This is a genomic window from Mycobacterium sp. (genome assembly GCF_965229265.1).
Lineage (GTDB): Bacteria > Actinomycetota > Actinomycetes > Mycobacteriales > Mycobacteriaceae > Mycobacterium.
On the sequence record NZ_CBDDIY010000013.1, the window covers coordinates 658424 to 670930 of the forward strand.

A 12507-nucleotide genomic window follows, 5' to 3' on the forward strand; every position below is an offset into this window, starting at 1 on the left:
TCCCTCACTCGAGCACGGCGGCTGCCACCTCGGTGTCGGTGACCAGTGATGACACCAGGCCCGAGCGCAGCACCGCCTTGGTTGCCGCGACCTTTTCCGGACCGGTCGCGATGGCGATCACGGTGGGGATCGCGCGAAGTGCGGCCTCGCTGATACCCATCCGGCGTTCGTCGAGTCCGGGTACCCGCTTGCCCTCGGTGTCGACCAGCAGGGCGCAGGTCTCACCGCAGACGCCCGCGGCCTGCAGCTCCCGCGTCTCGGCCGGGGTTAGCGAGGTGTACACCTGTGAGGTGTCGGGCCCCCAGGCGCCGATGGACACCAGCGCGCAGGTGACCTTCGCGTGCTGGGCACAGGTCTCCTGGATCTGCGGGTTGCCAGCCAGGCTCTCGGCCGTGCGGGCGTCGGACACCACGAGGGGGGCGTACAGCGGCCACGACGTGCCGCCGGTGATTTCGCCGAGCCGGCGGGCGAGGTCGGCACCGTTGGTGGTCAGCGCCCCGGCCATCCCGGTGAGTTGGACCACGTCGCAGTGCGGTAACGCAGCCAGATACGGCGCGATGTGGGTCATCGTGCGGCCGCAGTCCACCCCGACCACGTCACCGTCGCGCAGGATGGACTGCAGCAGTTCAGCCATCGCCTTGGCCACCGCCTCCACCCGGTCGGCGGCATTGGTCGAGTCGGCCGCGACCGCGTAGGCATGTTGCAGGCCGTAGCGGCGCTGCAGCGCGGTCGACAGCTCGAGGTCGATGGACCCCGGATTGTGGATCTTGATCTCCACCATGCCGGACTCGACGGCCTCCTCGAGCATCCGGGCCACCTTGAACCGGGACAGCCCGAATTCCTCGGCGATCTGGATTCGAGTGCGCCCTTCCAGGTAGTAGCGCCGGGCGATCACGGCGCGCTGGAACAGCTCGTCGGGTCCCATGGCGTTTCCTTCCGGTCCCCGCAGCGGCCGCTCGTATGAGCGGGGCGGTTGACATATGAGCATAGCGTAGACAATGATCCGAATCACACGCAATCAGATGAGCACCGGGTATCACAGATGAGCGAGTGTGGAGATGATCGGAGACGGCAGCGGGCTGACGAGCCCTGATTCCGCTGTGCACCACTCGATTGCCGGCCAGGCGTCCACGGCCGCCGACCTCGGCCGGGATCCGGCCCAGGGTGTGGCCCAGGTCACTGGCGGGTATCTAGCGCAGGTGTGCACGCTCAACGCCGCGCGTGGCCCCGTGACGGCGCCATGACCCCGACGCTTCGCCTGACGTCCTGGGACCCCCAGCTCGCGGACAAGGTGGCTGGCTCGGTGTATGCCGTTCCCTCGGCGCAGCGGCCCGCGGCGGCACGTGCCCTGGTCGCGGCCGGCCTCGATGTCCACGTTGACCTGGTGGCCGACGGCGACGGCCCACGCCCCGGGGTCAGCCTCGCGGAACTGCGCGACATCGCGGCGGTGATCGCGCCGGACCGGCTCGGGGTGCGCGTGCTCGGTACGCCCGACGTCGTCGACGCGGTGCTCCCGGCCGTGCTGGCGACGCGGCCGGCGAAGGTCTTCCTGCCCTGGCATGCGTTCACCGACGAACGTGCCAACGCGGTGCGCGAGTCGGGCAGTGCCGCCTGGGTCGCGCTGTGGAACGAGTGGGACGGCATCGGCGCGCCCGCGTGGCCGGCCCGCCCCGACGGTGCGCTGGTCGTACTCATCGAGCCGGGCGCCGCGGGGCTGTGCCTGCTTGGCCGGTTCGGTGTCGCCACCGCCTGCGCCGCCGAACTCCCGGTCATCGTCGACGGCGGGATCACCGAAGAACTCGCGCCCCTATGCATCACTGCGGGCGCCCAATCCCTGGTCGTCGGGCATGCCCTGCTGGCCTCGGCGAACGGAGACAGGCCATGACGACAACCATCGAACCCACCGGGACCGTCGAGCCCACTGGGGCCACCATGCGCGCCAGCGTGCTGACCGGTGTGGGCACGCTGCGGGTCGAAGACCGTCCGGTACCCACACCGGGCGCGCACCAGGTGCTCGTCGAGGTGGCCGCCGTCGGGGTGTGCGGCTCCGATGTGCACTACTACCGGCACGGGCGCATCGGGGACTTCGTGGTGAATGCCCCGATGATCCTCGGCCACGAACTGTCTGGGCGCGTCGCCGCCGTCGGCGACGGGGTCGACGCGGCGCGGGTGGGCCAGCGCGTCGCGGTGGAGCCCCAACACCCCTGCCGAAGATGTCCGCAATGCACCGCGGGCCGCTACAACCTGTGCCCGCAGATGCAGTTCTATGCCACCCCGCCGATCGACGGCGCCTTCTGCCGCTATGTGCTCACCGACGACGACATGGCCCACCCGGTCCCCGACTCGATGTCCGATGAGGCCGCCGCACTGCTGGAGCCGCTGTCGGTGGCTGTCGCCACGATGCGCAAAGCCCATGTGACGCCGGGAAGTTCGATCCTCATCGCCGGGGCGGGCCCAATCGGGGTGATCTGCGCCCAGACCGCGCGTGCGTTCGGCGCGGCCCGCATCGTGGTCTCCGACCTGGTGGCCGACCGGCGCGAGCGGGCGCGTGCGTTCGGTGCCACCGAGGTCCTCGACCCGGCCGCCGATGACGTCGCCGCCCTCGATCCCAAGGTGGACGCATTCGTCGACGCCAGTGGTGCCGCACCGGCCGTGGTCAGCGGAATCAAGGCCGTGGGCCCGGCGGGTCACGTGGTGCTGGTCGGCATGGGTGCCGACGAGTATCCGGTGCCGATCGGCTACATCCAGAACATGGAGATCAGCGTGACCGGGGTGTTCCGCTACACCGACACCTGGCCGGCGGCAATCCATCTGGTGACCTCCGGCGCCGTCGACCTCGACTCGCTGGTCACCGCCCATTACGACCTCGACCACGTCGCCGAGGCGCTCGACAGCGACTCCGACCCGGCCAGCCTCAAGTCGATCGTGGTGCCACGGTGACCGGCGGGCAGGAGCGCAGCGACCGGGGGGATGGGACCGGCGGGCACGAGCGCAGCGACCGGGGGAATGGGACCGGCGGGCAGGAGCGCAGCGACCGGGGGAATGGGACCGGCGCGACCGAAGACCTGCTGTCCTGCAATGACATTCACAAGAGCTTCGGTGGTGTGCCGGTACTCAAGGGCGTCACGCTCAACCTCGAGCCGGGCACGGTCACGGCGCTGGCCGGTGAGAACGGCGCCGGCAAGTCGACCCTGATGAAGATCATCAGCGGCCAGTACACCGCCGACCACGGAACCGTCTCGGTCAAAGGCGCCCATCTGACCCCGGGAAACACCCGGGAAGCGGTCCGGCACGGCGTCGCGATCGTGCCCCAGGAACTGGCCTCCATCGAAGATATGACCGTCTACGAGAACCTCTTCGTCGGACGGGAACTCACAGTCGGCCCATTCCTGAACCGGCGGGCCATGATTCACGAGGCCAGCGAGACGCTGGCCGTGTTCGACGTGGACATCTCGCCGACCGCCCGGATGGGCAGCCTGCCGGTCGGCCTGCGCCAGATCGTCGAGATCGTCAAGGCCGCCCGCACCGGCGCCCAGGTCGTCATGCTCGACGAGCCCACCTCGGCGATCTCCGAGCGTGAAGTCGAAGGCCTCTACCAGATCGTGCGCCGCCTGCGGGAACACGGTGTCGCGATGGTCTACACCACCCACAAGATGGCCGAGATCCGCGCCATCGCCGACCGGGTCGTCGTACTCCGCGACGGCGGGCTGATTCTCGACAAGTCGATCGCCGACGTGTCCGACGACGACATCGTCACCGCGATGATCGGACGCGAGCTCGACACCTTGTTCCCGCCCCGGCCCGATCCGGGCACCGACACCGTCCTCGAAGTCCAGGATCTGCAGGTCGAAGGCGCCACCGCGGCGGTCTCGTTCACCGTCAAGGCCGGCGAGATCCTCGGGCTGGCAGGCCTGGTCGGGGCCGGGCGCACCGAACTGCTCGAAGCCATCTTCGGCGCGAACCGCACCACGGCCGGCCAGATCGTGGTGCGCGGCAAGCACGTCAAGCGCAACACCCCCGCCGCAGCCATCACCGCGGGCATGGCGATGGTGCCCGAGGACCGCAAGCTCTCCGGTGTCGTGCTCTCGATGAGCGTGCTCGATAACGGCTCGCTTCCCCGGTTGTCGTCGTTCTCCCTCGCCGGCTGGCTGCGGGGCAAGGCCCGCACCAAGGCGGTCTCGGAGGTGATGTCGTCGGTGCGGTTGCGCAGCCGCGGGCTGGGCCAGGAGGTCGGTACCCTTTCCGGCGGCAATCAGCAGAAGGTGGTGCTGGCCCGCTGGCTCACCGGTGACGTCAACGTACTGCTGCTCGACGAGCCCACCCGGGGCGTCGATGTCGGCGCGCGCAGCGAGATCTACCGCATCATCACCGAATTCGCCGGGCAGGGGATGGCCGTGGTGATGGCCTCCTCCGATATGCCCGAGATCGTCGGGCTGTCACACCGCGCGTTCGTCATGCGCGGCGGTGCGCTGGTCGGCGAACTGGACCGCGAAGCCCTCGATCACCCCGAAGTCCAGGCATCGGTGTTCCGGCTGGCCACCGCGCTGGACGCGACGACCGAGCACACCAGTCAGGAGAAAGCATCATGACCTCCCTTGATACCGACGGCCCGCCGGCTGCGGCGCTCGGCGCCCACACGGTGGCCTCACCGATCACCGGTGAACCCGTCAAACTGTTTTCCCGCCAATGGTTTACCGGTGTCGCGCTGCGCTATTCGATGGTGATCGTCGTGCTGCTGGTGATCGCCTACTTCAGCTATCGCAGTGCGCGCTTCTCCACACCGGAGAACCTGATCACCATCCTGGTGGCGGCGGCTCCCTTCGCGCTGATCGCCCTCGGTCAGACGCTGGTCATCCTGACCGGTGGGATCGATCTGTCGGTGGGCAGCGTCATCGCAGTCTCGGCCATGGCCGGGGCCGCCACCGCCAAGGCCAACCCCGGCCAGGTGTGGCTGACGGTGCTGGTGGCCATGGCCGTCGGCCTGGCCGTGGGGAGCATCAACGGCGTACTGGTGTCGCGATTGTCCGTGCCACCGTTCATCGCGACTCTCGGTACCCTGACGGCGGGTTCGGGCATGGCCTACGTCATCGGCGGCGGTGCCCCGATCAACGGACTGCCCGCCGAATTCGGCTCGATCGCCAACACCAAGATCCTGGGCCTGCAGATCCCGGTCCTGCTGATGATCGCCGGCATCATCGCGCTGGCGGTCGTCATGAAGCGCACCACCTACGGCATGCGGGTCTACGCGGTCGGTGGAAACCGCAACGCGGCCGAGATCGCCGGCATCAACACCAAGAACGTCTTGTTCTCCGTCTACGCGATTTCCGGCCTGCTGGCCGGTATTTCGGGGGTCATGCTCGCCTCGCGCGTCATCTCCGGGCCGCCCAACCTTGGCCAGGGCTATGAGCTCGACGCCATCGCCGCGGTGGTGATCGGCGGGGCCAGCCTGATGGGTGGGCGCGGCACGGTGTGGGGAACCGCGCTGGGCCTGTTCATGATCATGACCCTCAACAACGGTCTGGACATTCTCGTGGTGCCCGCCTACTGGCAGGACGTGATCAAGGGTGTGCTGATCGTGGCGGCGGTGGCCGTCGACGTGTGGTCGTCCAGGAGGCGTACCTGACGAAGCATGCTGCCGCACAACATTTCCGAAGTCGCAATTCACCCACGCAGAAATGAGAAACCAACACATGCGTTTGATCACCAAGATCGCCTCGGTCGCCTCGGTGGGCATGCTCGGGCTCGGGCTGACCGCCTGCGGCGCCGGGGACACCACGGCCAACAAGGACACCAAGCGGATCGGCGTCACGGTCTACGACATGAGCTCGTTCATCACCGCCGGCAAGGAGGGGATGGAGGCCTACGCCAAGGCCAACAACATCGAGCTGGTCTGGAACTCGGCCAATCTCGACGTCTCGACCCAGGCCAACCAGGTTGACTCGATGGTCAACCAGGGCGTCGACGCGATCATCGTGGTGCCCATCCAGGCCGACTCGCTGGGGCCGCAGGTCGCCGCGGCCAAGGCCAAGGGCATCCCGCTGGTCGCGGTCAACGCGGCCCTCAACAACCCCGACGTCGCCGGCAGCGTGCAGCCCGACGACGTGGCGGCCGGCGAACAGGAGATGCAGATGATGGCCGACCGCCTCGGCGGCCGCGGCAACATCGTGATCCTGCAGGGCCCGCTCGGACAGTCCGGCGAGCTCGACCGCACCAAGGGCATCAACAACGTGCTGGCCAAGTACCCCGATATCAAGGTGCTGGCCAAGGACACCGCGAACTGGAAGCGCGACGAGGCCGTCAACAAGATGAAGAACTGGATCTCGGGCTTCGGGCCGCAGATCAACGCCGTCGTCTCGGAGAACGACGATATGGGCCTGGGTGCGCTGCAGGCGCTCAAGGAGGCCGGCCGCACCGACGTTCCGATCGTCGGCATCGACGGCATCGAGGACGGGCTCAACGCGGTGAAGAGCGGTGAGTTCATCGGCACCTCGCTGCAGAACGGCACCGTCGAACTGTCTGCGGGTCTCGCGGTGGCCAACGCGCTGGCCAAGAAGGAACAGGTCGACACCAAGCCGGTGTACATGATGCCGGCCATCACCAAGGACAACGTCGACGTCGCGATCCAGCACGTGGTGACCGAACGGCAGAAGTTCCTCGACGGTCTGTCCGAGCTGACCGCCCAGAACCTCAAGACCGGCGACATCGCCTACGAGGGGATCCCGGGGCAGAAGCAGCCGTGATCTGCCGCGCAGCGGGGTCGTGCCCTCCGGGGCGCGGTCCCGCTGCGGGCAGTCCGCGGGTCATCGGATTTCGAGTAGCCGACTACGCGTGACAGCCGCCTACGCTCATCCAACACTCGCGGTGTGACCAGCCCGGATGCAGACCAGCCGGACGCGGAGGTGATCGCGTTTCCGCCTGCCGCGGCAACCGCAGACGATTCCGCGGACCCGCCAGACCCGGAGGAGCAGGTGACGATCGTCCTGCTCTGGTGATGCCGGTCGCCCCGCGCGTCAGTCCCCTGATCGGGGCGCGCCGAGCAGCCGGATCATCTCGGCGCGCATCTCGACTTTGCGCACCTTGCCGGTCACCGTCATCGGGAACTCATCGACCGCCCGCACGTAACGCGGGATCTTGTAGTGCGCCAGCTTTCCGGTCGCGAACTCGTGCACGCCGGCCGCGTCCAGCGGTGCGCTGCCGGGGCGCATCTTGACCCACGCGCAGATCTCCTCGCCGTACTTGGCGTCGGGCACTCCGATGACCTGGACATCGTCGATGTCGGGGTGGGTGTGCAGGAACTCCTCGATCTCGCGGGGGTAGACGTTCTCCCCGCCGCGGATCACCATGTCCTTGATCCGGCCGACGATCTGGCAGTAGCCGTCCGCACGCATCACCGCCAGATCACCGGTGTGCATCCAGCCGTCCTCATCGACCGCCTCGGCGGTCTTGTCCTCGTCGCGCCAGTACCCCAGCATCACCGAGTAGCCCCTGGTGCAGAACTCCCCGGGCTGGCCCCGCTCGACGACGGCGCCGGTGTCCGGATCGACGATCTTGATCTCGACGTGGGGGTGCGCGCGTCCGACGGTGGCGGTGCGCCGCTCCAGGTCGTCGTCGATCAGCGTCTGGCAGGACACCGGCGAGGTCTCGGTCATGCCGTAGGCGATGGCGACCTCGGTCATGTTGAGCTGGTCCAGGCAGCGCTTCATGACTTCCACCGGGCAGGGGGCGCCGGCCATGATCCCCGTCCGCAGCGAGGACACGTCGCGATGGGGCAGGTCCGGGTGTCCGAGCATCGCGATGAACATCGTCGGCACCCCGTAGAGCGCGGTGCATCGCTCCTGTTCGACCGCGGCCAGGGTGGCGGCGGGGTCGAATCCGGCCGCGGGGATCACCATCGTGGCGCCATGGGTGGTGCATCCGAGGTTGCCCATCACCATGCCGAAGCAGTGATAGAAGGGCACCGGGATGCACAGCCGGTCGCCCGGGCCGATGTTGATCTGGTCGGTGACGAAGAAACCATTGTTGAGGATATTGCGATGCGATAGCACCGCACCCTTCGGGGAACCTGTTGTGCCGGAGGTGTATTGAATGTTGATCGGATCCGAGGGGGTCAGCGATCCCATCCGGGCCGCCAGCTCGGCCGCAGACACGGTGTCAGCGCGCTGGCGCAGGTCCTCCCAGTCCTCGGAGCCCAGGAACACGACGTCGGTCAGTTCCGGCGTTTCGGGACGCACCTGCATGACCATGTTGCGGTAGTCGGATCCCTTGAACTCCTGGGCCGACACCAGCATCCGCACGCCGGCGTGCTGCAGGACGTAGGCGAGTTCGTGGGTGCGGTAGGCGGGGTTGATCGTCACCAGGATGGCTCCGGCCTTCGCGGTGGCGTACTGCAGGATGGTCCACTCGGCGCAGTTGGGCGCCCAGATGCCCACCCGGTCACCCTTGTCGATGCCAGTACTCATCAACGCCCTTGCCAGGAGGTCGATCTCGCGATTCAGCTCCGCGTAGGTCCACCGCCGGCCGGTGGTGACGTCGACCAGCGCGTCGATGTCGGGATAGGTCGAGGCGGTGCGCTCGAAGTTGGCCCCGATGGTCTGCTCCAGCAGCGCGACATCGTCGGGGCCTGCCGCATACGACCGGGCGCCGTGGCGCTCCCGTAGCACGTTCTTGAGCACCTTGCCGCTGGCGTTGCGCGGCAACGCCGCGACGACGACGACGTGCCGGGGCCGCTTGTAGGGGGCCAGGTGCTCGCGGCAATGCGACTCGACCTCGTCGTCGGTCGGCGGGTCATCGGGATCGTGCGGCACGACGACGGCCAGCGGGGTCTCGCCCCATTTCGGATCCGGCACCCCGATGACGGCCACCTCGGCGATCTTCGGATGGGCCGCCAGGGCGTTCTCCACCTCGGCGCTGTAGATGTTCTCGCCGCCCGAGATGATCATGTCCTTCTTCCGGTCGACCACATAGATGAAGCCCTGCTCATCCTGCCGGACTAGATCACCGGAATGGAACCATCCACCGCGGAACGCCTCGGCGGTCTCGGCGGGCCGATTCCAATACCCCGTCATCACCAGCGGGCCGCGGTAGACGATCTCACCGACCGTGCCCGGTGCGACATCGTTCATGTCGTCGTCGACGATCCTGGCCTCGACGTTGAGCATCGGCGTGCCGACCGAGCCGATCTTGTGCAGGGCGTCCTCACCGCGCAGCAGGCAGGTGATCGGGCTGCATTCGGTCTGGCCGAACGCCGCGACGATCTCGGCGTGCGCAAAGGCCTCGATCATGTTCTGCAGCAGCGTGACCGACGCCGGCGCCGCACCCCACCAGACCCGCCGCAGCCCACCGAGGTCCCACTCGGACAGCCCCTCCATGGCACAGACCAGCTGCCACTGCGCCGGCGTCATCCAGCATGAGGTCACCCGTTCCTCGACGATCGTGCGCACCGTGGCCTCGGCGTCGAATCCGCCCGACGGGGGAATGACGACCGTCCCGCCGGTGACGAACGCCGGCAACATTCCCGAGACCCCGGCGGTGTGGAACAGCGGGGCGACCCCCATCCAGCAGTCGTCGTCGCTGCGGTGGCCCAGGGTGCCGATGGAGCTGAACGCGTGCAGGTACAGGTTGCGGTGGGTCAGCACAGCGCCCTTGGGGAAGCCCGTCGTTCCCGAGGTGTACATGATGAATGCGGGCTCCTCGTCCCCGACGGGGACGCTGATCGGCTCGGCGGCCGCGCCGTCGATGATCTCCTGCAGATCGCCCCCGATGGTGATGACGGTGCGCACCGAATCCGTTGCCGCCAGCGCGTGATCGAGCACCGAACTCAGCGCACGGTCGACCACGACGGCCAACGCGCCGCTGTCGGCGAGCAGATAGGCCACCTCGTCGGCGACCAGCCGGAAGTTCACCGGTACCACCACCGCGCCGATACGGATTGCGGCGAACCAGGTTTCGACCAACTCCAGGCTGTTCGACCCCAGCACCGCGACCCGGTCGCCGCGCCCGATCCCGCGGTGGGTGAGCGCATTGGCCAGGCGGGTCACCCGGGCGTCGATCTCGCCGAAGGTGGAGCGCCGGCGCGGGTCAACGAACCCGACCCGGTCGGGGCGTACCAGGGCGTGGCGGGCGAGAACATCGCTGAGCGTGATCCCGGTCGACGCCGAGGGGTTCATTGCTGGTTCCTCTCCGGTGAGTGGCTATAGGCCGACGCGATCGGCCAGCAGCGCGCGATGGCGGGTGCTGCTGCCCAACAACGCCGCGGTGGTCTTGGCCCGGCGGAAGTACAGGTGCAGGTCGTGCTCCCAGGTGAACGCGATACCGCCGTGGACCTGGATGGCCGTGCCCGCGCACAGCTCGAAGGTGTCGGACGCCTGCGCCTTCACCAGCGGTGCGGCGATCGCCAGTTCATCGGGGTCCTCGGCGCTCATCGCGGCGAACATCACTGCGACCCGGGTCGCGTCGATCTCGATCATCATGTCGGCGCACATGTGCTTGACCGCCTGGAACGTACCAATGGGCCGGCCGAATTGTGTTCTGCTGCGGGCATAGTCGACCGACAGCGCAAGACACGCTTCGGCGCCGCCGAGCATCTCGGCGGCCAGCAGCACCCGCGCGGCATCCAGTACCCGCTCGAGGTCGCTGTCCGCCCCGTCCAGCCGCTGGGCTTCGGCCTGCCGCAGGGTCACCCGCGCGACCGGCCGGGTGATGTCGAACGACGGCAGCCGTTCGACCGTGACGCCGGGTGCGTCGGCGGCCACGACGTAGAGCCCGGTCGTGGCGTCGGCGCGGGCCGGCACGACGAACAGGTCCGCGACGTGCCCGTGCAGCACCGGGGCGCACGTCCCGTCCAGAACGCTGTGACGGCCGCTGCGGTCGGCGGTCAGCGGCGCGGTCGCGGCGAACGCGGCAACCCCTTCGCCGCTGAGCAGGCCGGGAAGCAGGCGGCTGCGCTGCTCCTCGTCACCCATCGTGAGGATGGCGTGCACCGCGAACAGGTGGGTGGCCAGCGGCACCGGGGTCAACGCCCGGCCGAACTCCTCGATCACGATCGCCGATTCGGCCAGGGTGGCGCCCACCCCGCCGTACCGCGGCGGCACGTGCATACCGGGCAGTTCCAACTCGGTGCATAGCCGCTGCCAGAGGCGTTCGTCGTGGCCGGCCGTCGTGGCGACCTGGCGCACCCAGGACGGCGGGGCGGTCTCCTGCAGGAAGGCGCGCACCGAATCTCGCAAGTCCAGTTGCTCGGTGCTGTATCGGAAATCCATGTCAGCGCGGCTCCTTCGGAAGTCCGAGCAGCTGCTCGCCGATCACATTGCGCTGGATTTGTGAGCTGCCCGCATAGATGGTCGCCGCGCGCGCGTACAGCAGCTCGTCGAGCCAGCATGCGGGCGAATTCGGTGTTCCAGGAACGGGGATGATCAGTGCGGCCCCGTTACCGGGGCCGCCCGGGCACAGCGCCTCGTCGCCGAGGATCTCGACGGCCAGATCCGTGCTGCGGCGGAAGTATTCGCTCCAGATCACCTTGTTGACTGCGGCGTCGGCACCAGGGCGTTGCCCATTCAACAGCGCGGTCAGGCCGCGGTAGCCCTGGTATCGCAGGATCTGTACCCGCGAGTAGCACCAGGCGAGTTCGTCGCGGACATGCGGGTCGGTATGTCGGCCACGGTCCCGGGCGAGTTGGCGCAGGCGGTCCAGGTCCCGGCCGAATTCGATGGCTGCCGTGGTGATCTGCGACCCGCGCTCGAAACCGAGCACCGTCATCGCGGTCGCCCAGCCGCCGCCGACGCCGCCGAGTACGTCGGCGGCCCGGCACCGGGCATCGTTGAAGAAGACCTCGGAGAACGACGCATGCCCGGCCGCGTTGACGATGGGCCGAACCAGCACACCGGGCTGGTCGATGGGTACCAGCAGCATCGTCAGGCCCTTGTGTTTGGGCGCCGCGGTGTCGGTGCGGGCCAGCACGAAGATCCAGTTGGCGCTCGCGCCGGCCGAGGTCCAGATCTTCTGGCCGTTTATGACCCAGTGTTGGTCCCCCGTCGCGTCGCTCGCGTGGCCGTCCCCCGCGAGCACTGCCCTGGTGCGCACCGACGCCAGGTCCGACCCGGCGTCGGGCTCGGAGAAGCCTTGGCACCAGCGATCCTCGCCGGACAGGATGCGCGGCAGGAAGTGTCTCTTCTGTTCCTCGGTGCCGAGGGCGACCAGGGTGTTGCCCAACAGGTCGATGCCCAGCATGTCGTTCTCTTCGCGCTCGGGAGCGCCGGCGCGAGCGAACTCCTCGGCCAGAACCGCCTGTTCGACTGCGGACAGCCCGCCACCGCCGTACTCCCGGGGCCAGGACACGGCCACCAGGCCGCGGTCGGCGAGGACTTTGCGCCACCACTGCCGCACCTGGTCGCGCTCCTCGGGGGGCAGCGCACCCGACCCGGCCCAGCCGGTCGGCAGGCATTCGGTGAGGAAGGCGCGGATCGTGGCGCGGAACGTGAGCGCTTCGGGGGGATAGTCGATGTCCACCTG

General features: G+C 68.5%; 11 protein-coding genes and 1 pseudogene. 7 read left to right on the plus strand and 5 right to left on the minus strand.

The genetic code is table 11. The annotated features are described in order from the left end of the window. Positions 1-4 precede the first annotated feature (4 nt). The gene (locus tag ADBZ9K_RS25115; protein WP_526624954.1) at positions 5-925 is read right to left on the minus strand and encodes a sugar-binding transcriptional regulator; all 921 of its coding nucleotides are present in this window, start codon (positions 923-925) and stop codon (positions 5-7) included. Positions 926-1052: 127 nt separating this feature from the next. Here ADBZ9K_RS25115 and ADBZ9K_RS25120 point away from each other — a divergent pair, with 127 nt between their 5' ends. From ADBZ9K_RS25120 to ADBZ9K_RS25150, 7 genes are all read left to right on the plus strand, one after another. Further along, positions 1053-1244 (plus strand): hypothetical protein, encoded by a 192-nt coding sequence (locus tag ADBZ9K_RS25120; RefSeq protein WP_526624955.1) that lies wholly within the window; start codon positions 1053-1055, stop codon positions 1242-1244. Then, positions 1241-1885, plus strand: a complete 645-nt coding sequence (locus ADBZ9K_RS25125; protein WP_526624956.1) for a ribulose phosphate epimerase — start codon at positions 1241-1243, stop codon at positions 1883-1885. Before ADBZ9K_RS25120 ends, ADBZ9K_RS25125 begins: the two co-directional genes overlap by 4 nt. After that, the gene (locus tag ADBZ9K_RS25130) at positions 1882-2940 is read left to right on the plus strand and encodes an NAD(P)-dependent alcohol dehydrogenase (protein WP_526624957.1); all 1059 of its coding nucleotides are present in this window, start codon (positions 1882-1884) and stop codon (positions 2938-2940) included. The genes ADBZ9K_RS25125 and ADBZ9K_RS25130 overlap by 4 nt, the downstream gene beginning before the upstream one ends. A 125-nt stretch (positions 2941-3065) precedes the next feature. Further along, complete coding sequence (locus ADBZ9K_RS25135) at positions 3066-4589, plus strand: sugar ABC transporter ATP-binding protein (protein ID WP_526625631.1); 1524 nt, start codon at positions 3066-3068, stop codon at positions 4587-4589. After that, positions 4586-5623 carry an ABC transporter permease gene (locus ADBZ9K_RS25140; RefSeq protein WP_526624958.1) on the plus strand — a complete coding sequence of 346 codons (1038 nt, stop codon included), beginning with the start codon at positions 4586-4588 and terminating at the stop codon, positions 5621-5623. The genes ADBZ9K_RS25135 and ADBZ9K_RS25140 overlap by 4 nt, the downstream gene beginning before the upstream one ends. Positions 5624-5690: 67 nt before the next feature. Then, positions 5691-6740 carry a substrate-binding domain-containing protein gene (locus ADBZ9K_RS25145; RefSeq protein WP_526624959.1) on the plus strand — a complete coding sequence of 350 codons (1050 nt, stop codon included), beginning with the start codon at positions 5691-5693 and terminating at the stop codon, positions 6738-6740. A 123-nt stretch (positions 6741-6863) separates the two neighbouring features. Then, the gene (locus ADBZ9K_RS25150; protein ID WP_526624960.1) at positions 6864-6992 is read left to right on the plus strand and encodes a hypothetical protein; all 129 of its coding nucleotides are present in this window, start codon (positions 6864-6866) and stop codon (positions 6990-6992) included. A gap of 18 nt (positions 6993-7010) precedes the next feature. Here ADBZ9K_RS25150 and ADBZ9K_RS25155 read toward each other — a convergent pair whose 3' ends face one another. The 4 genes and pseudogenes from ADBZ9K_RS25155 to ADBZ9K_RS25170 all read right to left on the minus strand — a co-directional run bounded on the left by ADBZ9K_RS25155 (position 7011) and on the right by ADBZ9K_RS25170 (position 12504). Then, positions 7011-8660, minus strand: a complete 1650-nt coding sequence (locus tag ADBZ9K_RS25155; protein WP_526625633.1) for an AMP-binding protein — start codon at positions 8658-8660, stop codon at positions 7011-7013. After that, positions 8649-10166: pseudogene (locus ADBZ9K_RS25160) on the minus strand (acyl-CoA synthetase); the annotation flags it as partial. The pseudogene ADBZ9K_RS25160 and the gene ADBZ9K_RS25155, both read right to left, overlap by 12 nt. 24 nt (positions 10167-10190) lie before the next feature. Then, positions 10191-11258 carry an acyl-CoA dehydrogenase family protein gene (locus ADBZ9K_RS25165; RefSeq protein WP_526624961.1) on the minus strand — a complete coding sequence of 356 codons (1068 nt, stop codon included), beginning with the start codon at positions 11256-11258 and terminating at the stop codon, positions 10191-10193. Between the two features lies 1 nt (position 11259). Continuing rightward, positions 11260-12504, minus strand: coding sequence for an acyl-CoA dehydrogenase family protein (locus tag ADBZ9K_RS25170; RefSeq protein ID WP_526624962.1), 1245 nt, complete (start codon positions 12502-12504; stop codon positions 11260-11262). Positions 12505-12507: the final 3 nt, after the last annotated feature.

What these genes read in the sequence shown, in the direction of transcription:
- ADBZ9K_RS25130 (WP_526624957.1), top strand. Translation starts at nt 1,882, where the DNA reads ATGACGACAACCATCGAACCCACCGGGACCGTCGAGCCCACTGGGGCC.
- ADBZ9K_RS25140 (WP_526624958.1), top strand. Translation starts at nt 4,586, where the DNA reads ATGACCTCCCTTGATACCGACGGCCCGCCGGCTGCGGCGCTCGGCGCC.
- ADBZ9K_RS25125 (WP_526624956.1), top strand. Translation starts at nt 1,241, where the DNA reads ATGACCCCGACGCTTCGCCTGACGTCCTGGGACCCCCAGCTCGCGGAC.
- ADBZ9K_RS25115 (WP_526624954.1), bottom strand. Translation starts at nt 925, where the DNA reads ATGGGACCCGACGAGCTGTTCCAGCGCGCCGTGATCGCCCGGCGCTAC.
- ADBZ9K_RS25165 (WP_526624961.1), bottom strand. Translation starts at nt 11,258, where the DNA reads ATGGATTTCCGATACAGCACCGAGCAACTGGACTTGCGAGATTCGGTG.
- ADBZ9K_RS25145 (WP_526624959.1), top strand. Translation starts at nt 5,691, where the DNA reads ATGCGTTTGATCACCAAGATCGCCTCGGTCGCCTCGGTGGGCATGCTC.